At 68.8% G+C, this 19,154-nt stretch carries 20 protein-coding genes; 8 read left to right on the top strand and 12 right to left on the bottom strand.

What is annotated here, in order from left to right; genetic code table 11:
• Window positions 1–94: 94 nt before the first annotated feature.
• The 3 genes from G6N45_RS00405 to G6N45_RS27615 form a co-directional block, all read right to left on the bottom strand.
• A complete protein-coding gene (locus G6N45_RS00405) occupies window positions 95–619 on the bottom strand; it encodes a hypothetical protein (RefSeq protein WP_163719739.1) in 525 nt (174 codons plus the stop codon).
• Window positions 606–1,187, bottom strand: a complete 582-nt coding sequence (locus tag G6N45_RS00400) for a hypothetical protein (protein ID WP_163719737.1) — start codon at window positions 1,185–1,187, stop codon at window positions 606–608. Before G6N45_RS00400 ends, G6N45_RS00405 begins: the two co-directional genes overlap by 14 nt.
• 92 nt (window positions 1,188–1,279) lie before the next feature.
• Window positions 1,280–1,435, bottom strand: a complete 156-nt coding sequence (locus G6N45_RS27615; protein WP_170312418.1) for a DUF6131 family protein — start codon at window positions 1,433–1,435, stop codon at window positions 1,280–1,282.
• Window positions 1,436–1,535: 100 nt separating this feature from the next.
• Here G6N45_RS27615 and G6N45_RS00395 point away from each other — a divergent pair, with 100 nt between their 5' ends.
• The 6 genes from G6N45_RS00395 (at window position 1,536) to G6N45_RS00370 (ending at window position 7,559) form a co-directional block, all read left to right on the top strand.
• Window positions 1,536–2,192: a LuxR C-terminal-related transcriptional regulator gene (locus G6N45_RS00395; protein WP_163719735.1), complete on the top strand. Its 657-nt coding sequence runs from the start codon at window positions 1,536–1,538 to the stop codon at window positions 2,190–2,192.
• Between the two features lie 165 nt (window positions 2,193–2,357).
• A complete protein-coding gene (locus tag G6N45_RS00390) occupies window positions 2,358–3,512 on the top strand; it encodes a glycosyltransferase (protein ID WP_246228830.1) in 1,155 nt (384 codons plus the stop codon).
• A complete protein-coding gene (locus tag G6N45_RS00385) occupies window positions 3,509–4,525 on the top strand; it encodes a glycosyltransferase (RefSeq protein WP_163719733.1) in 1,017 nt (338 codons plus the stop codon). Before G6N45_RS00390 ends, G6N45_RS00385 begins: the two co-directional genes overlap by 4 nt.
• Window positions 4,522–6,003 (top strand): glycoside hydrolase family 130 protein, encoded by a 1,482-nt coding sequence (locus tag G6N45_RS00380; RefSeq protein WP_163719730.1) that lies wholly within the window; start codon window positions 4,522–4,524, stop codon window positions 6,001–6,003. Before G6N45_RS00385 ends, G6N45_RS00380 begins: the two co-directional genes overlap by 4 nt.
• Window positions 6,000–6,401 carry a hypothetical protein gene (locus tag G6N45_RS00375; protein WP_246228829.1) on the top strand — a complete coding sequence of 134 codons (402 nt, stop codon included), beginning with the start codon at window positions 6,000–6,002 and terminating at the stop codon, window positions 6,399–6,401. Before G6N45_RS00380 ends, G6N45_RS00375 begins: the two co-directional genes overlap by 4 nt.
• A gap of 99 nt (window positions 6,402–6,500) precedes the next feature.
• Window positions 6,501–7,559, top strand: a complete 1,059-nt coding sequence (locus G6N45_RS00370) for a fatty acid desaturase family protein (RefSeq protein ID WP_163727538.1) — start codon at window positions 6,501–6,503, stop codon at window positions 7,557–7,559.
• On the opposite strand, the gene G6N45_RS00365 is transcribed toward G6N45_RS00370, so the two are convergent.
• The 3 genes from G6N45_RS00365 to ponA2 form a co-directional block, all read right to left on the bottom strand.
• Window positions 7,556–8,725: a N(5)-(carboxyethyl)ornithine synthase gene (locus G6N45_RS00365; protein ID WP_163719728.1), complete on the bottom strand. Its 1,170-nt coding sequence runs from the start codon at window positions 8,723–8,725 to the stop codon at window positions 7,556–7,558. The two genes, G6N45_RS00370 and G6N45_RS00365, sit on opposite strands and share 4 nt — an antisense overlap.
• Complete coding sequence (locus G6N45_RS00360) at window positions 8,722–8,949, bottom strand: hypothetical protein (protein ID WP_163719726.1); 228 nt, start codon at window positions 8,947–8,949, stop codon at window positions 8,722–8,724. Before G6N45_RS00360 ends, G6N45_RS00365 begins: the two co-directional genes overlap by 4 nt.
• A 77-nt stretch (window positions 8,950–9,026) precedes the next feature.
• Window positions 9,027–11,516, bottom strand: a complete 2,490-nt coding sequence (gene ponA2, locus G6N45_RS00355; RefSeq protein ID WP_163719724.1) for a transglycosylase/D,D-transpeptidase PonA2 — start codon at window positions 11,514–11,516, stop codon at window positions 9,027–9,029.
• Between the two features lie 96 nt (window positions 11,517–11,612).
• Here ponA2 and G6N45_RS00350 point away from each other — a divergent pair, with 96 nt between their 5' ends.
• On the top strand, window positions 11,613–12,473 hold the full coding sequence (locus G6N45_RS00350) for an oxygenase MpaB family protein (protein WP_163719722.1): 861 nt from the start codon (window positions 11,613–11,615) through the stop codon (window positions 12,471–12,473).
• 1 nt (window position 12,474) lies between these two features.
• Here G6N45_RS00350 and G6N45_RS00345 read toward each other — a convergent pair whose 3' ends face one another.
• From G6N45_RS00345 to G6N45_RS00335, 4 genes are all read right to left on the bottom strand, one after another.
• Entirely contained in the window at window positions 12,475–13,512 is a 1,038-nt protein-coding gene (locus G6N45_RS00345) for a Gfo/Idh/MocA family protein (protein WP_163719720.1), read from the bottom strand.
• A 283-nt stretch (window positions 13,513–13,795) separates the two neighbouring features.
• Complete coding sequence (locus G6N45_RS00340; protein ID WP_308207037.1) at window positions 13,796–14,644, bottom strand: alcohol dehydrogenase catalytic domain-containing protein; 849 nt, start codon at window positions 14,642–14,644, stop codon at window positions 13,796–13,798.
• A complete protein-coding gene (locus tag G6N45_RS27925) occupies window positions 14,645–14,818 on the bottom strand; it encodes a hypothetical protein (RefSeq protein ID WP_246228828.1) in 174 nt (57 codons plus the stop codon).
• 49 nt (window positions 14,819–14,867) lie between these two features.
• Window positions 14,868–15,383 carry a DUF4262 domain-containing protein gene (locus tag G6N45_RS00335; RefSeq protein ID WP_246228827.1) on the bottom strand — a complete coding sequence of 172 codons (516 nt, stop codon included), beginning with the start codon at window positions 15,381–15,383 and terminating at the stop codon, window positions 14,868–14,870.
• 363 nt (window positions 15,384–15,746) lie between these two features.
• On the opposite strand from G6N45_RS00335, the gene G6N45_RS00330 reads away from it, so the two are divergent.
• Window positions 15,747–16,640, top strand: a complete 894-nt coding sequence (locus G6N45_RS00330; RefSeq protein ID WP_163719718.1) for an SPFH domain-containing protein — start codon at window positions 15,747–15,749, stop codon at window positions 16,638–16,640.
• On the opposite strand, the gene G6N45_RS00325 is transcribed toward G6N45_RS00330, so the two are convergent.
• Both G6N45_RS00325 and G6N45_RS00320 read right to left on the bottom strand, forming a co-directional pair.
• Window positions 16,603–18,141 (bottom strand): MFS transporter, encoded by a 1,539-nt coding sequence (locus G6N45_RS00325; RefSeq protein WP_246228826.1) that lies wholly within the window; start codon window positions 18,139–18,141, stop codon window positions 16,603–16,605. The two genes, G6N45_RS00330 and G6N45_RS00325, sit on opposite strands and share 38 nt — an antisense overlap.
• Window positions 18,138–19,136: an alpha/beta fold hydrolase gene (locus G6N45_RS00320; protein WP_246228825.1), complete on the bottom strand. Its 999-nt coding sequence runs from the start codon at window positions 19,134–19,136 to the stop codon at window positions 18,138–18,140. The genes G6N45_RS00325 and G6N45_RS00320 overlap by 4 nt, the downstream gene beginning before the upstream one ends.
• Window positions 19,137–19,154 lie beyond the last annotated feature (18 nt).

The raw sequence follows: 19,154 nt of genomic DNA, 5'->3' as shown, positions 1-19,154 counted from the left end.
TACGCCATATCGGTGATTCGCGTGCATAACCCCAACAGTCGACTGCGCTGACGGCGGGCATCTCGCCCGCCGCCAGCGCAGTCCTGTCAGGTCGTCAGACCGAGAGCAGCCTCTCGAAGAAGCTGCGGTAGCGCTTCAGCGCGACACGCAGATCCTCGGTCGAGGCCTGCTCGCCGCGGCCCCACTGCTCCTCGAGGCGTGACCGTGCCTGGCCGAAGCCGGTGGTGAGCTGCTGCACCAGGTCGGCCACCAGGCCGTCCGCCTTCTGCACGCAGTCCTTCGGATCGTCGACGAAGCCGGCCTGTACCGCGTCCCACCGCGCCCGCAGCCCGGCGAGCTCATCATCGGCGAACAGCCTTCCGTCGGCGTCTGTTTCGTGATCAGTGCGCTGCCCGTGCTGCTGCATATCAGCACGCTGCTCGTGCTGCTGAGCGAGGCCGGCGGCCTGCGGGTCCATCGGCGTTGTCGACGGGCCGGCACCGTGGGTCCCGGTCGTGTCGTGCTGCATCGGGGCGACCTGGTCCTCGGGAACGTAGTTCTGGTTGTCCGTCGCGTACTGAGGCTGGCCCTGAGCGGCCTGGTTGGCGTAGGCGTCGGTGTGCTGATCACGCGTGGTCATGCCGTGCCTCCTTCGAGGTGTCGTTGTCGGTGGTGTCGAGCAGTCGTTCGAACAGCGCGCGGTAGTGCACGAAGGCCTCCCGCTGCCGTTCGGTGTCGATCTCGCCGCGTTGCTGCGCGGCGTGGATGCTGTGCGCGGCGCGGTAGTTCTCGACGATGTGCGGGTGGTCGACGGAGATGTCGGCGGCGCGCCGTTCGAAGTCGTCGACCGGGTAGCCACGCTGCCGCATGACCTCGGTGACAAGCAGGTCAGCGGTGCCGACGGCCCGCGCCGGGTCATCGACGAAGTCGGTCTGCACCTGGGCCCAGCGCAACTCGAAGTCATTGCGGGCCACCGGGGACAGCGCGACGATGTCGAGCTTGTCGCGCTTGCGGGCGCGGGCTGCGAGTTCCTTCTCCGCGGCCTTCGGGTCGCCGGTCCGGTGCACCGTCCGGTCGTACTCGGGTCCGAAATGTTGCTTGAGCTGCTCGCTGCGTTTGCGGCCACCACCGGAACGCACAGCCAGGACCACAACAGCGATCACCACGATGATTGCTGCGGCGATCAAAATCCATTGCCAGGTAGGCATTTTGAACTCCTTTCGTAAGAAGTCGGGTAGCCGGGGCACCGTCTACGCAAACGTCAGTTTGTGATCGGTGTCACCCGTCGCAGGTCAGGGGGTCAGAAGTAGTGCCGGCGGCCGCCGACCGCGCGACCGGTGGAGCCGAGGACCGCCAGGACGGCCCCGACGACGACGAGGATGACCCCGATGGTGGTGAGAATGGAGATCTTCAACAGCAGACCTGCGATCACCGCGATGATGCCGAGAATGATCATGATCGAACCTTCCGTGTGGAGTTTCGGCCGTTCAGAACGGGTTCAGTCGACCACCCTCAGGGGTGTGGCGGTACACCCCTAAGGGGGTAATGTCGGCGCCGTGACCGAGGCGATAACGGTGGCACTCATCGACGACTACGACGTCGTCGTCCAAGGCGTGGCTAACATGCTCGAGCCGTACCGCGATCGCGTGGTCGTCGCCGAACTCGACGCCACGATGCCGCTCAAGGACACCGTCGACATCGCGCTGTACGACAGCTTCGCCCAACCGGAGTCGGATCACGAGGAGATCGGCGTACTGGTCGCCAACCCGTGTGCGCGCCGAGTCGTGGTGTACACGTGGAACTTCCATCCCGATCTGATCGCCAGCGCGCGGGAGCGCGGCGCCCACGGATATCTGTCGAAGACGTTGCCGGCGCGTGAGCTGGTGGCGGCGTTGGAAGCGGTTCACCAGGGACAGACCGTAGTCAGTGAGGCACCGCCGCGGACGCGCCCCGCGCCGGGCAACGACTGGCCTGGCCGTAGCGAAGGCCTCACCGACCGCGAGGCGGAGATCCTCGCGCTCATCACCCAGGGCAAGAACAACGCCGACGTCGCGCGACTGACCTACCTGAGCCCCAACACGGTGAAGTCCTACATCCGCTCGCTGTACCGCAAGCTGGGCATCGAGAGCCGGACGCACGCCGTGCTCTGGGGGATGCAGCACGGCTTCACACCCGACCATCACCGCATCGAGCATTGGCGCGGCGGCCCCTAGTCCCGCGGGTGTAGGGTGAAACGAGCTGGTCAACCCAGCAGTCCCGCTTAGATCACCTGCCGCGCGCTTCGCGATGGTCTTCTCGAGTCTTCGCACCCGCCGGTCCCGCCGGCGGCAAACAGCCCAGTCGGGACCGCCGTGAATGCACCATCATCAGTCAATCCATTGCTCGCTCCTGTCGGTCTGCGCGGCGGCTTCCGCCCGCTGCCGCGCATCGGCATCCTGAGCACGTACGCGCCGACCGTCTGCGGGCTGGCGACGTTCAGCGCTGCCCTGGCAGACGGTCTGTCCGCGCGGGGCGCCGACGTCAACGTCGTGCGCATCTATGACGGGACCCGATCGGTCCGTCCCGATGTCGTCGGCGAACTCGTCAACGGCTCCGCCGCGTCCCTCGCGGACGCCTCAGAATGGCTCAATCGCAGAGACGTCGCGATCATCCAGCACGAGTACGGTATCTACGGCGGTGCCGACGGCGACGAAGTCCTCGAGGTCATGAAGGGCCTGACGGTGCCTTCGATCGTCATCGTGCACACGGTGTTGAAAAGTCCTACGCCGCATCAACGTTCCGTCCTCGAGGAGGTCGTGGCGCGCGCCGACCGGGTGGTCGTGATGTCGGAGACCGCGCGCACGCGGTTGCGCGCCGGGTTCGCCGTCGACCGCCGCAAGATCAGCGTCATCCCGCACGGCGCGGCATTGCCCGCGGTGCAGGCGCTCAAGCGTTCGGGCCGGCCGATCATCCTGTCCTGGGGCCTGTTGGGCCCGGGCAAGGGCATCGAGCGGGTCATCGACGCGATGGCCTCGCTGCGCGACCTCGCACAACGGCCGCGGTATCTCATCGCAGGCCGCACGCACCCGAAAGTGCTCGCTTTCCAGGGCGATATCTATCGAGAAAGCCTTGTCGCACAGGCCAAACGACTGGGTATCGAGGACTCGGTGTCTTTCGACGCCGCCTACCGCACGCCGACGGCGCTGACAGCGCTGATGCAGACCGCCTCCGTCGTCGTGCTGCCGTACGACTCGAAGGAGCAGGTCACTTCCGGTGTGCTCGTCGACTCGATCGCCAGCGGGCGACCGATCGTGGCCACCGCGTTCCCGCACGCGGTCGAACTGCTCGGCAACGGTGCGGGCACCCTGGTCCCTCACGACGATCCCGACGCGCTGGTGCGCGCCCTGCGCCGGCTGCTCACCGATCCCCGCGTCGCGGGCACCATGGCCTCCGAAGCCCGAGAGCTGGCCCCCTCGATGGCGTGGCCCGTGGTGGCGGGGTCGTACCTGCGCCTGGCAGGCGACCTCGTCGCCGCGAAGGTGGCGTCCGCATGAGCGGGCCCCTGCCGGTGTTCACGCATCTACTGCACCTGACCGACCACCGCGCCACCTTCGAACACGCGCTGCTGACCGAACCGCGCCGCGAGCACGGGTACTGCGTCGATGACATGGCCAGGGTGCTCATCGTCGCCACCCGGGAGCCGGGGGCGGCCGGTCCGGTGAACGGACTGGCCGGCAAGGCGCTGACCTTCCTCAACGACGCCCAGTCCTATGATGGCCGGTGCCGCAACCGCATGGACAGCGCGGGACGCTGGCAAGATCTCCCGAGCACCGAAGACCACTGGGGCCGGATGGTGTGGGCCCTGGGCACCGCCGCCGCGCACAGCGAGGTCGGCCTCGTGCGCCGGCTCGCCACCGTGCAGTTCGAGCGCGCTGCCCAGACCCGGTCACCCCATCCGCGGGCGAGGGCGTTCGCCGCGATCGGCGCCGCCGAACTCCTCAGCGTCGCGCCCGGGCACACTGCAGCGCGCGAACTTCTGACCGGCTATGTGGCCACCCTCCCGGATACCGCACCGGATCCCGAATGGCCTTGGCCTGAGCCACGTCTGGAGTATGCCAATGCGGTGCTCGCCGAGGCGATGATCGCCGCGGGCGTTGCGCTCGACGATGCGGCGCTGCTGGACCGCGGTCTGGACCTGCTGGACTGGCTGCTCGACCTCGAGACGAGGGACGGTCATCTGTCGCCGACGCCGGTCACCGGGCGAGGCCCCAGCGACCTCGGTCCCGGATTCGACCAGCAGCCGATCGAGGTGGCCAGCCTGGCCGATGCGTGCGCCCGGGCGGCGGCCGCCGACGCGCGGCCGGCCTGGCTCGAGGGTCTGCGGATGGCGGCCGGGTGGTTCGGCGGAGACAACGACCTGGGGCTTCCCATGTGGGATTCCGGCACCGGCGGAGGCTACGACGGTCTGCACGCCGACCGGGTGAACCTGAACCAGGGCGCCGAGTCCACCCTGGCGGCGCTGTCGACGATGCAGCAGGCGCGGCGCTACTCGCCTGTCCGACAATGACGTCGACGCGGGCGGGGCTGGCCACCCGTAGCCCGCAACGCCTCGCGGCCGATTCGCGCCGGGTCATCACCCGGCTGTTCGTGCCGGGACTTGAAGGCTTCGAGCTGCAGGAGTCACGCGCGAACCAGGTGCTGCAGCGCATCCTCGCCCTGTCCGACGACGAAGTTCGCGACGCCCTGCACGACATCGCCACGCGCTTCGCGGGCCGGCACCGGGATCTGCACGCCACGTTCGGTCGGCATGCCGACGAGCTCGCCGACCGCCTCGACCCCGACCGACGACTCACCGAGTCGCGAATGATGTTGCTGGGCGCGACGTTCACGAACGAATACGCGATCGAGGGGGCGGCGTTGTGCAACCCGAGCATCGTCGCCCACCCCGATCAGGCAGGCACACCCGCGGGAAGCCTTCGGTTCGTGATGAGCGTGCGGGCCATCGGGGAAGGGCATCGTTCCTCGATCGGGTTCCGGACAGGCCTCGTCGACGCGGCGGGGGTGGCCACCGTCGACGTGCCCGCCCCCTTCGCCTCCACCGGACGCGTGGAACAGGCCTTGCTGGACGCGGCCGTCTTCCGCGCGGAACTGGGCAGGCGGGGACGCGCGGGCGAGGCATCGGACTACATCTTCGCCACACTGGGCGAGCTGTTCACCCGAGCAGACCTCGACGAGCGGCTCGACAGCCTGCGGGCACACCTGAGCACCCGCGGACACGCCGAGAAGACGATCGGCACCGTCCGTGACATCGCCGAGCGCTCGTATGGTATCGAATTCGACAGCGCAACAGCGCTTCCGGAGCGAGTGCTGTGGCCGACCGTCGAGGCCGAGAGCGTCGGCATGGAGGACGCCCGCTTCGTCCGGTTCTTCGACGACGACGGTGAGGCCACCTACTACGCCACCTACACCGCCTACAGCGGGTCGGAGATCAGCCAGCAGCTGCTCCAGACAGCGGACTTCCAGACATTCACCTCGGGCCCCCTGGTGGGGCGCGCCGCCGCGAACAAAGGCCTGGCGCTGTTTCCCCGTCGGATCAACGGCCGGTTCGCCGCCATGTCGAGATCGGACCGCGAGACCAACACCGTCGCCTTCGCCGACCATCCCGCGGTGTGGGCGTCGGCGTCGCCGTGCCAGCAGCCGATCGAGACCTGGGAGACGGTGCAACTCGGAAACTGCGGTCCCCCCATCGAAACCGAGGCGGGCTGGCTGGTGCTCACCCACGGCGTCGGACCGATGCGCACCTACAGCATCGGCGCGATCCTGCTCGACCTGAACGATCCGACGCAGATGATCGGCCGGCTGCGGCGGCCGCTGCTGAGCCCCGCCGAGGACGAGCGCAACGGCTACGTTCCCAACGTCGTGTACTCCTGCGGAGCGCTCGTACACGCCGGCACGCTGGTGCTGCCGTACGGCATCTGTGACTCCGCGATCGGCTTGGCGACCGTGCCACTGCAGGACCTGCTGGAGGAAATGAGGGAACGATGAACGCAAGACGTCGAAACGACCACGGCGAGTTCGTCATCCACGTCGGCGCGGGCTTCGCCGCCCGGGAGTGGCCGCACGTGCGGGAATCCCTGGCGACGTTGCAGCCGCACCTGGGAAGGTGGGACCCGGACGCGGTGAGCGTGGAGGTGACGCTGCAGGACCGTGGCCGCCGGGAACAGCGGGTCACCCTGCGAACCGTGCTGCCCGGCCTGCCTCCGGTCATCGCGGTCGCGATGGAGGCGGACCTCGACCGTGCGCTGACCGACGCCAAGCACGAGCTGATCCGCCAGCTCGAGCATCAGAAGGTGATGCGGGAGCCGATGCACAACCGCCGGCTCAGCGGGAAGTCGATCCGTCACCCGTCCGGGCCGGAGCATCTCGGCGGGCGCGTAGAGTAGAGGCACATGCCGGCGCGTTGGCTCTCGGGCACCGCCGGCTCCGGATCTTGTTGACCGGTACGGCTGTACGTCATCGGCCGGACCAATCGAGGACACATCATCGCCATCACGGACATTGCCGCGTACACCCACCTGTCCGCTCACGACATCGAAAGCCTCGGCGACGAACTCGACGCCATCAGGACCGACATCGAAGAGTCCCTGGGTGCCCGCGACGCGGCCTACATCCGGCGGACCATCGTGTTCCAGCGCTCGCTCGACGTGGCGGCCCGGCTGCTGATCGCGGTGTCGCGGTCGAAGGCCGGCTGGGCGGCGGGAACCGCGGCGCTCGGGTTCGCCAAGAGCGTCGAGAACATGGAAATCGGCCACAACGTGTCGCACGGTCAGTGGGACTGGATGAACGATCCGGAGATCCATTCGACCACATGGGAATGGGACATGGCCGCGGTGTCGGCGCAGTGGAAGGCGTCGCACAACTACCGCCATCACGTGTTCAGCAACGTGCTGGGGGAGGACGACGATCTGGGCTTCGGGGTCATGCGGGTGACACCGGAGCAACCGTGGCAGAAGAAGCATCTGCTGCAACCGCTACAGAATCTGTTCCTGGCTTTGACCTTCGAGTGGGGTATCGCCCTGCACGGCGTCGACCTGCGACGTCCGCGTTCGGAGTGGGTAGCGCAGACCAAAGCGTTGGTGCGCAAGATCATCCGGCAGGGCGCCAAGGACTACCTGGTGTGGCCGGCGCTCAGCCTGCGGCGGTGGCGCCGCACCGTGGGTGCGAACGCGATCGCCAACCTGCTCCGTAACCTGTGGGCGTACGTGGTGATCTTCTGCGGCCACTTCCCGGACGGAACGCAGAAGTTCACCGCCGACATCCTCGACAGCGAGACCCGCGCGGAGTGGTATCTGCGGCAGATGCTCGGTGCGGCGAACTTCCGCGCCGGCCGGTTCCTGGGGTTTGCCAGCGGAAACCTCTGTTACCAGATCGAGCACCACCTGTTCCCCGACCTGCCGAGTAATCGGCTGGCCGAGATCGCTCACCGGGTGCGGCCGCTGTGCGAGAAGTACGACCTGCCGTACCTGACGGGATCTCTTGCGCATCAATACGGTTCGACGCTGCGGATGATCCACCGGCTGGCGCTGCCGAACGCGGCCTAGCCGGCGCGTGCGTGCGGGTAGGCGGCGCCGCGCTTCTGAAACGACAGGATCTCGTCGTTGAGCACGACGCCGTCGCGCATCTCGACGGCTCGCTGCACGATCGGGCTGTCCTGCCACGCCGCAGGGCCGCGTAGGACCGTCTCCAGATGCGGAAGCAGCGCCTCGCTGATCTCCCACGTCGCCGAGTTGAACAGGTAGGACGGGCTGTGGTCGACCGCGTAGTAGTGGACGCCGTTGCGCAGCAGTCGAATCGGGTCGGCGAATGACGTCGGCTGCGCCCAGCTGAAACCCATGCCGGCATCGCAGGACACGTCGACGATCAGGCTGCCGGGTGTGAACGCGGCGAGGTCGCCCGCGGAGGCGAAGATCAACGGGTTGGCCGGATTCTGCAGCACGCAGTTGACGGCGATGTCGTGGTCGGCGAGCAGTTGGGCGACAGGGATCACGCCGGCGTCGGGCGTGTCGACCCACGTCGCCTCGGGCGGATCCCCGTCGTCGTGGCCCATCTGGATGATCTGGGTGGAGGGGATCGGCGCGGCGACCGCGGCGACGTCGCGGTTGGTCAGCACGCGGACCTCGTCGACGCCGTGTGCGTTCAACGCGGTGACCGCTCCGCGCGCGGTTGCACCGAATCCGATGACCGCTGCGCTCAGCCGCCGGCCGTAGTCCCCGGTGACGCCGATGAGCGCAAGGGCGTGCAGCACCGAGCAGTACCCGGCGAGCTCGTTGTTCTTGTGGAAGACGTGTAACGCGAAGCTGCCGTCGGCGTTCCAGTGGTTCATCGATTCGAAGGCGATCATCGTCAGCCGCCGGTCGATGGCGGCTTGCGTCACGTCAGGGTTCTGGACGAGGTGTGGCCAGCCCCAGACGACCTGTCCCTCACGGAATTCGGCCAGGTCCTCTGCTTCCACCTTCGGCAGCAGGATGACGTCGCAGTCGGCGATCAGTTCCGCGCGGGTGCGGATGCCGCCCACCAGGTCGGTGAGCGCTTCGTCGGTGGCGCCGAAGTGGGCACCGTATCCGTGTTCGACGAAGATGCGGTCCCGGATCGACGGGTCGATCCGGGCGAAATGGTCCGGGTGGATGGGCAGCCGACGTTCGTCGGGTTTGCGCGAGGTGGCGAGAACCCCCAGCGACAGCGCCGGGGCGTCGGTGCGTGGGGTCACTCGGCCGTCTTCGCGCGCGGGGCGCCGTCGGCGCGGGCCTGGTGTTCGAGCTTGGTGTCACGGCCGCGGTCGACGGACGCTGCCTGGTCACGGAGGTGCGTGGCATCGCGCCGGGAGTCGGCTGCCCGGCTCGTGGAGGAACGAATGCCGGTCAGCAATTGGCGTGAGGCCTTGGCCACGGATTCGAGGAGAGCGAGCAGCCGGGACTCGATGGCGGAGAACATGGTGATCTCGAATCTGCTGGGAGGGAATTCAGTACACGCTGCAAGCCGGGTGCGTGTCAACACAGATCACGCCGGCTTCACGCCGGTGGTGGCGGCGGCGGGGGCGGTGGCGGTGGCAGGGGTGGGGGCGGAGCCGCCCACGGCAGCACGATCGGCGGAAGCCCGGGAATCTCGATGACGTTCGGCGGCGGCGGCGGTGGTGGCGGCGGCGCGTCGGGCGGTGGCGGAGCCGAGGGCGCGCTCGGGGCGGGCGGCTGGTACACCGGCGCCGGGGCGACACCGCTGCTGGTGTTGATCGTGATGATCGACCCGGGGATCGTCCTGCCGCGCGGAGTGGTGCCGACGACCGTTCCCCTCGAGGAGTAGCTGCTCACCGGCGTCGGGTCCGGGGCGACCTGGAAACCGGCGTCCGTCAACTTCTTTCGCGCCGCGTCCAGCTTCAGCCCCGTCACGCTGGGCACCTCGCTGCCGGACCCGCCGTCGACGTAGCGCGGATCGGTGGGCGGCATCGACACGGGGCCGAAGTAGTCCGCGATCGGCGTCATCGCCGCGAACCACGTGCGGGCCGGTTCGGTTCCGCCGTACAGGTTTCCGCTGCTGCACTTGCGCAGCGGCGACGTACACAGACCCGACGGGCTCGGGGAGTCGTCGAAGACGTAGTTGGCGGCGGCGTATTGATTGGTGAAGCCCAGGAACGCCGAGGACCGGTGCGACTCGGTGGTGCCGGTCTTGCCGGACATGGGCAGGTCCCAGCCGGCCGACCCCGCGGCGCCGGCGGCGGTTCCGCTGGTGTGGTCCTTGCCCAGCGCATTGGCCATGGTGTTCGCCAGCCCCTCCGGCACCACCTGCTCGCAGGGCGCCGTCGCCAGAGGAACCTCGTTGCCGCTGAGGTCGAGGACCTTCTCGATCGGGTTCGGCGGGCACCACATGCCGCCCGAGGCGAGCGTCGCCGCCACGTTCGACAACTCGAGCGCGTTGAGTTCGAGGGGTCCGAGCGTAAACGAGCCCAGGTTCTGCCGCTTGACCCAGTCGGCGAGGCTCTCGTTGCTCTCGGGGTCGTACGCGCGGGCGGTGCCGGGCTCGGCGTAGGAACGCAGCCCGAGCCGGACCGCCATGTCCACCGCGCGGGGAACACCGATCTGGGAGATCAGTTTCGCGAACGCCGTGTTGGGCGACTTGGCCAGCGCGTCGGTGACGTTCATCTGCCCGGAGTAGTTGGAGGCGTTCTTCACACACCACGTCTTCGGTGGACAGCCCGGCTCGCTGCTGTCGCCAAGGCCGGTGCCCCGGAACGTCTGCGGGACGTCGAGGGTGGCGTTGATGCCCAACCCCATCTCCAGCGCCGCGGCCGTGGTGAAGATCTTGAAGATCGACCCCGCGCCGTCCCCGACGAGGGAGAAGGGTTGTGGCTGCACGGTCTGGCGGGCGTTCAGATCGAGGCCGTAGGTGCGGTTGCCGGCCATCGCGACGATGTGGTGGGCGTCCTTGCCGGGCCGGATCACGCTCATCACGCTGGCGACGCCGTCGGCGGTGGGATCGGCGAGCTTGTCGATGGCGTTCTTGACGCTGTCCTGGACCGTGGGGTCCAACGTGGTGCGGATCAGGTAGCCGTTGCGGGCCACGTCCTCCTTGCTCAGGCCCGCCCGGGCCAGGTATTGCAGCGCGTACTCACAGAAGAACGCGCGGTTGCCGGCGGCGATGCAGCCCTGCGGCAGCGGGTCGGGCTGCGGCAGCACCCCGAGCGGCTGAGCCTTGGCGAGGCGGAGCTCTTCGGCCTGGTCGGGCAGGTTCGCGATCATCGTGTTGAGCACGACGTTGCGCCGCTCCAGCGCGGCTTCGGGGTGGGTATAGGGATCCAGGGCGCTGGGGGAGCGCACCATCCCGGCCAGCAGGGCGGCCTGCTGCCAGTTCAGGTCCGCGGCGTTGATGCCGAAGTACGTGCGCGCAGCGTCCTGAACGCCGAACGCGCCGTTGCCGAAGGACACCAGGTTGAGGTAGCGGGCCAGGATCTCGGCTTTGGGCAGCGCGGCATCCATGTCCAGGGCCGCCCGGATCTCCCGCAGCTTGCGGGCCGGGCTGATCTCCACCGCGGCGCGCCGTTCGGCATCGGTCTGCGCGGTGACCAGGAGGTTGAAGTTCTTGACGTACTGCTGCTCGATGGTCGACCCGCCGCGGGTGTTGCCGTCGCCCTGCAGATAGCCGGTCAGGCCGGTCAGGGTGCCCTGCCAGTCGACGCCGTTGTGTTCGGAGAAGCGCTTGTCCTCGATCGAGATGATCGCCAGCTTCATGGTATTGGCGATGCGATTGCTGGGCACCACCCAGCGGCGCTGCTCGTACAGCCACGCGATCGGAGCGCCTGCCGCATCCACCATGGTGGACACCGTCGGCGCCTCCCCCTCGAGCAGCTGCGTGGATTCCTCTGTGGCAGAAGCGGATACGCGCATCAGCACCGATCCGGCGCCGCCGACGAGCGGGAACATCGCCGCGGCGGCGAGCAGCCCGGCAAGGACGCAGCAACCTGCCAGCCGGACGATGGCCCCCCACGTTGCCCGACGACGGTCGTGCATGGCGCCAGCTTAGGGCTGATCGCCTCGTCGGGGGTGCGGATGTGATCAAAATTTTCGCGCGCGTCGGCCGCGCCGCCGCGCAGGGACAATGAGGACATGACCCTGTATGACTTCGGCGCGATCCGCACCCGGATGGGAAGCGCACTGTTCGGCATGGTGGCCGGCCCCGAGGGCCCTGAGAACCGGGCGCGGATCCACCAGACGCCGGGCCCGCGGTGGTTCGCCGAGGACCGGCCGATCCGCCGGGTGCACGGCGACGCGTCGATGTTCGTGGGCGGGCTGCGCGCGCTGCTGCTGCAGTCGCTGCATCCGCTGGCGATGGCCGGGGTCGCCGAGCACTCGGACTACCGCGGCGATCCGTGGGGGCGGCTGGCCCGCACGAGCACGTTCCTGGCGGTGACGACGTTCGGCCCGGCCGACGACGCGCAGCGGGCGGTCGACAAGGTCCGCGGCATCCACCGCCGGGTGCGCGGGACGGCGCCGGACGGCCGTGCCTACGAGGCGGGCGACCCGCGCCTGCTGGAGTGGGTGCACATCGCCGAGATCGACAGCTTCCTGCGCGCGCACCAGCTGTACGGGTCGCAGCCGCTGGATCAGGAGGGCCGCGACGGGTACGTCGCCGACACCGCGCAGGTCGCTGCCAAGCTGGGGGTGCTCGATCCGCCGCGGACGGAGGCCGAGCTGGCCGAGCGGATCGCCGCGTACCGGGCGGAGCTGGGCGGGACGGCCGCGGCGCGGGATGCGGCGCGGTTCCTGTTGCTGACGCCTCCGCTGCCGGTGCTGGCGCGGGCGCCGTATGCGGCGCTCGCCGCGGCGGCGGTGGCGATGCTGCCGCGGTGGGCGCGCGGGCCGCTGTGGCTTCCGTATCTTCCGCCGGTGGAGGCGACTGTAGTGCGCTCGGCGGGGCACGTGCTGGTCGGCGGCATCCGGTGGGCGATGACGGCCAACGCCGGTTAGGTCAGCGCTGGACGGAGACCCAGGTCTCGAGCCGGGCGCTCTCGGCGATGGCCTCGGCGAGGAGCACCTGCTCGAAGCCGTCGGCGAAGGTGGGGTAGTCCGGCTGGTCGGGGGGTTCGTCGGCGTCGATGGCGTCGTAGACGGCGCGGAAGAACGCCTTGAACGCGTCGGGGTAGCCCTGGATGTGGCCGGCCGGGTAGTCGCCGGTGTCGCGCAGCCGCAGCTGGTTGGGTTCGTCGCGGTGCCCGATCCACAACTGCTCGGGGCTCTCGGAGTCCCACCGCAGCGACGCGTCGGATCCGCTCAGCTCGACGGCGAGGTGGTTTTTGCGGCCGGGTGACACCTGGGACAGGGTGAGGACGCCGCGGGCGCCGCCGTCGAAGCGGAGCAGGATGCCGGCCATGTCCTCGGTGTCCGACCGCTCGGGCAGGGCGGTGGTGAGGTCGGCCATCACGGATTCGACGCGCTGGCCGGTGATGAAGCCGGCGAGATCGAGCCAGTGCGAACCGATGTCGCCGACGGTGCGCAGCGGGCCGCCGAGTTGGGAGTCGAGGCGCCAGTTGGTGTCGGTGTCCTTGGACAGCCAGTCCTGAAAGTAGGAGCCGGTGACCAGTCTCAGTGACCCAAGGGATCCGCTGCTGACGTTTTGGGCAGCCTGCCGGCACAGCGGGTAGAAGCGCGAGACGAAGCAGACGGCATTGACGACGCCGAAATCTGTTGCGGCTGCGATGAGTTCGTGCGCATGCGCGGGATTGAGGGCGAGCGGCTTCTCGCAGACGACGTGCCTGCCGGCCCGCATCGCGGCCATCGCCTGAGCGTGGTGGAGATGATTGGGGGAGCAAATGTGGACGGAGCGGACGCGAGGGTCGTCGAGCATCTCCTCGAAGCTGCAGTAGTAGGCGCCCAACCCGGAGGCTGCGGCGCGGTCGGAGCTCGACCCGACCACGCCTACCACCGGAACGCCGATGCGCGCCAACGCTTCCGCGTGCACCCGGCCCATCAGGCCGGTGCCCACGATTGCCGCGCCGGTGTCGATCATCTTGGGGTGTGATCGCGCATGGCGAAAGGTGTTAGCGGTGTTAATAATTCACGGCAGAGTCTGTCAGTTGACGGGTGAGCGAAGTAGGCGGTGCCACCACGGGTTTCGCCGATAGAGGCCGCTGGGCGGGCGGTCGGGGACATAGGGCCCTACCTTAGCTGCCGAACGCAGTTCGCACGGGGCCACCGGCCTCTCGTCACATTGTCGTGACACTGCTTGGCGACGAGATGGGCTGCGGCATCGGGGGATACAACCGTATTGGCCTGTCTGACGGTTCAGTAACTCAGCGAGTGGCAACCATCTTCAGCGCGGGGTCGAGCCAGTGCTCGGCAGTGTCGTCCCAGCCGACCACCGTCGTCGGCACGGCCAGCGGATCGATGCGGCCGGCCGCGACGACCTCGAGGACTTCGGGGAGGTAGCGCCGGGAGTCGGCGCGGGAGGTGTGCAGCGTGATGCCGCGGGTGTACAGCTCGAGCATCGGGAGCGGGGTCTCGGCGGCGAAGTGGATCGTCACCACGGTGAGCCGCCCGTACGGCTCGGTGGAGCGGATCGCGCAGTGCAACCCTTCGATGCTCAGCGAGGCGCCGACGACGATGGCTGCGCGCTCGAGGCGGCGCGGGAACTGCGGACCGACATCGATCACGTCGGCGCCCAGGTCGGACGCGGCGGCGAGGCGCTGCGCGTCGTTGTCGGCGTAGCGGACGGTGCCTGCGCCGAGGGCCTGCGCGCAGAGGATCGTGTAGAGGCTGATCGAGGGGGCATCGCCGCCGACGATGAGGACGTCGGCGCCGGGACGCTCGCGCAGGCCGTCGACGACGGTCCGGTAGGCGTCGACGACGTTGTCGGGGATCGTCGCGAGGGCAACGTCGCTGATCGCCTCCGGCGCGGGGACGAGCAGGTGGTCGGCGTCGGGGACGAGCAGTAGGTCGGCGAGACCGCCGCCGTGGCCGCCGCCGGCGTCGCCGAAGCCGAAGGCGGCGCCGGCGCGGGCGTAGTAGCTATCGCATGCGGCGTAGCGACCGCCGGCGCAGGGGGTGCACCGGCCGCACGAGACCTGGAACGGCACGGCGACGCGTTGTCCTTCTTCTATGTGCGTGACGCCGTCGCCGACCGCGATGACTTCGCCGGCGATCTAGTGGCCAACGGGATAGGGGCCGGGGAAGATGCCGAAGCCGGCCATCGCGGCGTCGAGGTCACACCGCGCGACGGCGAGTGGGCGGACGACGGCCTGCCCCGGGCCCGGCTCGGGGTCCGGGGCTTCCTGCCATGCGAGCCGTCCCGGCTCGACGAACACGAGGTGGCGCATGGGGACAGCTTGGCAGGGTTGGGTCGGTCTCGTCACGGCTCATCCCGTCTCAGTTCGGCAATGGGCCGCGGATGCCGAGCACCGGTTGCCTTCGTCGACCGTGGCCCCACCCACGGTCCCATGGCCAGCGACCGGCATCGTCTGCCCAGACGAGTTGAAGGGCGCGGATAGTCGAGCCGTAAAGGCCGAGGGCGAACTTCAGGTGGACGTCCGGGTGTTCGACCTCCACTACCTCGAGGAGATACCTTCTCCCACAGTCGATGTGCTCGGCCGGCTGCAAGACCATGCCCTCGTCGACCATCTGCTCGCCGATGACATTCAGGAGCTTCGCCGAGGTCTGCGCCCGCATCCCCGTCACCACCAATTCCGGCAGGCCGTTCTCGTGCAGGCCGACGGTGTAGGCGAACGGCCGGTTGTCACTTTCGACGAACTGCACTGCCCAACGCTGGTCCTTGATGGTCTCCCGCAGCACGTCCAGGTAGTCGTCGGTGGTTTTGTCGGGATTGTCGCACTGCCAGCACATGGCCGCCCCTTCTGTCGTGGTTACGGGCCAGCCTGCCCGCACCCACCGACAGAACAGACTGCTCGTCGCCTGATTCGGGTCGAGGCAGCGGGTGCTTGTCGGGATCTGATATCGCCGGCGATATCAGATCCGTAGATGGGCACTCCGGTCCGGATGCCGAAGGCTGAAAACTGTTGGAAAGCAAGTGCTCAGACTGCGCCCACGGCGACCTCCACTCGAACTTCGCCGCCCTGAGCGCAGCCTCGACGCAGGCGTTGAGCTCACTGTCCGGCGGTGCCACAATTGAGGTATGGACTCGGGCCCGCTGGCCCGGATATCGGACCGATTTCCCTCGGACCTCGACGCGCGGACGGCGAGGTACGCCCTTCCCTGTGTCGCCGCGCCCCTGGGTGGGACGGAGGCATCATGATCACTTTCTACGTGGTGGCCGGGGTCGTCGCCCTGACACTGCTCTCGGTGCTCGGGTCGAGCGTGCGGGTGATCCAACAGTTCGAACGCGGTGTGGTGTACCGGTTCGGGCAGGTGCAATCCCGGGTGCGTGAGCCGGGGTTGACACTGCTGCTGCCGGTCGCCGATCGCCTGCAGAAGGTCAACATGCAGATCATCACGATGCCGGTGCCGGCGCAGGACGGCATAACCCGCGACAACGTGACCGTCCGGGTGGACGCGGTGATCTACTTCAAGGTGGCCGATCCGGTGCGGGCGGCCGTCGACGTCCAGGACTACATGTCGGCCATCGGGCAGGTCGCGCAGACGTCGCTGCGGTCGATCATCGGCAAGAGCAACCTCGATGATCTGCTGTCCAACCGCGAGCACCTCAACGACGGCCTGGAGGTGATGATCGACAGCCCGGCTTTGGGCTGGGGCATCCACATCGACCGCGTGGAGATCAAGGACGTGATCCTGCCCGACTCGATGAAGCGGTCGATCGCCCGCCAGGCCGAGGCCGAACGTGAGCGACGGGCCAGGGTCATCACCGCCGACGGTGAACTGCAGGCCTCGCAGAAGCTGGCCGCGGCGGCCGCCGTGATGTCCGAGCAACCCGCGGCGCTGCAACTGCGGCTGCTGCAGACCGTGGTGGAGGTGGCCGCGGAGAAGAACTCGACGCTGGTGCTGCCCTTCCCCGTCGAACTCCTGCGCTTCCTCGAGAGATCGACGCCGCAGGGGCAGGCCGAGGACGACGCATTGCGCTCCATCACGGAGAAAGCCGCCGACGGCATCGACCTTCTCCGTCTCGACGAACCCGCGACCACTGGGGGAATCACGACGTCGACGGACCGCCCCGGGATTCCGGCTTGAGCCACACGATCGCGACGACGATGGCGACGACAGCGACCACCGCCGCGAGAAGGCTGATGGTGTGGATCGCGTCGAGCATGCTCTCGGTCGCGGCGGTGGCCACGATGCGGGCCCGGTCGGGGTCCAGGAGGTGAGAACCGCCCGCCGGGCCGCCGTGCGTCGCCCGGAAAGCTTCGCGCGCCTCCTCGAGCGTGATGCCGGAGCCCGCCAGCTTGGTGGTGCCCTCGGCGAGGATGAGATTGATGCCGACGAGCGCGAAGACCGTGGGGCCGAGTGAGTAGCCGGTCTGATTGACAGCACCTTTCACGCCCGAGACTGCGCCGCCGAGATGAGCGGGGGCCCCGGCCATCATGACCGATGCCTGCGGTGTCGCGACGATGGCGCCGCCGACGACGGAAAGCACCACGGCCGCAGCCACCACGACCAGAGAGGTGTTCTCGTCGAACAGCCGAAGCAGCAGCACCGCGACCAGCATGACGGCCAGCCCGCCGACCAGTACCGGCCGATCACCGAATCGTGCCGCCGCCGGTCCTGCGGCCGTGGCGGCCACCGCGCCCAGCACGGTGGCCGGGATCAGCAGGAAGCCGAGCACCTCCGGTGATTCGCCGCGGACGGTGACGAGATAGAACGCGAACAGGATCATCAGCCCGCCGGTGAGGAAGTTGAACACCACTCCCGCGGTGACGGCGGCGTTGAACCGGCTGCTGCGGAAGATCGAAAGCTCCAATGCCGGCTGGGGTGTTCGCCATTCCCTGACGACGAAGCCGACGGCAGCCACCGCTGCGGTGCAGAGCGCGGTGATGGCGACGACATCGACGCCGGCTTCCAGCCGGGAGATACCGAAGACCAGCGCCAGCAGCGCGACAGCGGCCAGCGCCAAGCCCGGCACGTCGAGGGCACGGTGGGAGCGCGGCGGGTGCGGGACATACCGCAGCGTGATGGCCAGTGCCGCGGCCGCCACGGCCGGGGTGACGAGAAGGCATGTCCGCCATCCAAACTGGGCCGCGAGAACCCCGCCGATCGCAGGCAGCGGGGCCGCGACCGCGAACCCGACCCCGAAGTACCACGCGATCACCCTGGTCCTGCGCTCGGGGGCGAACACCGCGTTGACGATCGCCAGCGGCAAGCCCAGCAGAAAGGCCAACGCCACTCCCAGACCGGCGCGAGCGACCATCAGCACCGCGACGGTGGGGGCGGCGGCGCCCAGGACACCGAAGCCGATCGTGCCGAGCAGTCCGACCACGTACATCCGCCGCATGCCGTAGACGTCGCCGAGGGCGCCGGCGCCGAGGACTGCGGCGGCCGTCGTCAACGTCGCCAGGCTCGCGATGAAACTCGCGGCGCTCGCGGACATTCCGAGACCGATCCGAACCGTTGACATCTCGGCTGAGAGGATCGTGGGATCGACGACGGAGGCCGTGTACCCCAGTCCCATGGCCAACACGGTCATCGCCGCCGCGGTCCGCGACAGTCGAGGTGCCGTCGTGTCGAGGGAATTCACGGCGAGACGAGCGCTCCCACCACGTCGACGACCGCGCGGTTGAACGCGGCCGGTTCGTCCACGAACGGCTCGTGGCCGGACTCGTCGAACCAGAGCAGCTGCTTCGACGGTGCGGTCAGCGTGTCGAAGTAGGCGACGCTGGTTTCGGGCGGCACCCAGTGGTCGTGTCGCCCGACGAAGAAGGCGACCGGCATGTGCAGCGCGGGCACGGCGGTGGTGAGGTTCAGCGCGGACGCTTCTCGCCACATCGCGTCCATCGTGAACCGGAAGCCGCGGATCTGGTTGACCAGGTCCAGCGGCGAGGACTCGCCGCCGCCGCCGATCACCGCCCCGCGCAGTTTCCACAGCGCTCGGGGCGACAGTTGTCCGTCGAGGCGCTGCAGCCAGGTGCGCTCGGAGAAGACATTGGACGCGGGGTACGGCGGTGGACCGATGGCGCGCAGCGCCTCGAGGGCCCGGCGGTTGCCGCGCTGTTCGGCAGCGGCGAGCGCGCACGCGTAGGAGGCGGACTCGGCTGCCGACGCGTCACCGATCTGGGCGGTGCCGAGGGAGGCCGCGACCCTCTCGGGGTGCCGGTCGGCGTACAGCACGCCGAGCAGGGACCCCCATGAGTGTCCGTGCAGCACGACCTGTTCCTGGCCGACGCGGGCGCAGACCATGTCGACCAGCTCGTCGAGATCGGAGAGGAGCTGCTCGACGGTCATCGACGATCGTGGAATGCCGCGGTGGAAGGACTTGCCGGCGCCGCGCTGGTCCCAGTAGACGACGGTGAACCGGTCCTCGAGTTCGGCGTTGAAGTGCCGGAGGAGGCGGGTCTCGCTGAATCCCGGCCCGCCGTGCAGATGGATCAGCGGCGGATTGGCGAGGTCGCGGCCGCGGATCAGTACCCACTGGTCGACACGGCCGAGCCGGCAGTAGCCGACCTCGGCGACGCTCTCGGGGACGACGTCACCGGCCGCCGTGCGGAATGGTCTGGTCCGTCCTGGTCCTCGCATATATGCCAAGGTTGTCGA

This window comes from Mycolicibacterium psychrotolerans (genome assembly GCF_010729305.1).
GTDB lineage: Bacteria > Actinomycetota > Actinomycetes > Mycobacteriales > Mycobacteriaceae > Mycobacterium > Mycobacterium psychrotolerans.
This window is presented reverse-complemented; position numbering and strand designations above follow the sequence as displayed.

Coding starts and splice junctions, on each gene's coding strand:
- G6N45_RS00345 (WP_163719720.1), bottom strand. CDS start 13,512: ATGATCGACACCGGCGCGGCAATCGTGGGCACCGGCCTGATGGGCCGG.
- G6N45_RS00330 (WP_163719718.1), top strand. CDS start 15,747: ATGATCACTTTCTACGTGGTGGCCGGGGTCGTCGCCCTGACACTGCTC.
- G6N45_RS00320 (WP_246228825.1), bottom strand. CDS start 19,136: ATGCGAGGACCAGGACGGACCAGACCATTCCGCACGGCGGCCGGTGAC.
- G6N45_RS27615 (WP_170312418.1), bottom strand. CDS start 1,435: ATGATCATTCTCGGCATCATCGCGGTGATCGCAGGTCTGCTGTTGAAG.
- G6N45_RS00360 (WP_163719726.1), bottom strand. CDS start 8,949: ATGTTCTCCGCCATCGAGTCCCGGCTGCTCGCTCTCCTCGAATCCGTG.
- G6N45_RS27925 (WP_246228828.1), bottom strand. CDS start 14,818: ATGCGCCACCTCGTGTTCGTCGAGCCGGGACGGCTCGCATGGCAGGAA.
- G6N45_RS00405 (WP_163719739.1), bottom strand. CDS start 619: ATGACCACGCGTGATCAGCACACCGACGCCTACGCCAACCAGGCCGCT.
- G6N45_RS00400 (WP_163719737.1), bottom strand. CDS start 1,187: ATGCCTACCTGGCAATGGATTTTGATCGCCGCAGCAATCATCGTGGTG.
- G6N45_RS00375 (WP_246228829.1), top strand. CDS start 6,000: ATGAACGCAAGACGTCGAAACGACCACGGCGAGTTCGTCATCCACGTC.
- ponA2 (WP_163719724.1), bottom strand. CDS start 11,516: ATGCACGACCGTCGTCGGGCAACGTGGGGGGCCATCGTCCGGCTGGCA.
- G6N45_RS00350 (WP_163719722.1), top strand. CDS start 11,613: ATGACCCTGTATGACTTCGGCGCGATCCGCACCCGGATGGGAAGCGCA.
- G6N45_RS00385 (WP_163719733.1), top strand. CDS start 3,509: ATGAGCGGGCCCCTGCCGGTGTTCACGCATCTACTGCACCTGACCGAC.
- G6N45_RS00380 (WP_163719730.1), top strand. CDS start 4,522: ATGACGTCGACGCGGGCGGGGCTGGCCACCCGTAGCCCGCAACGCCTC.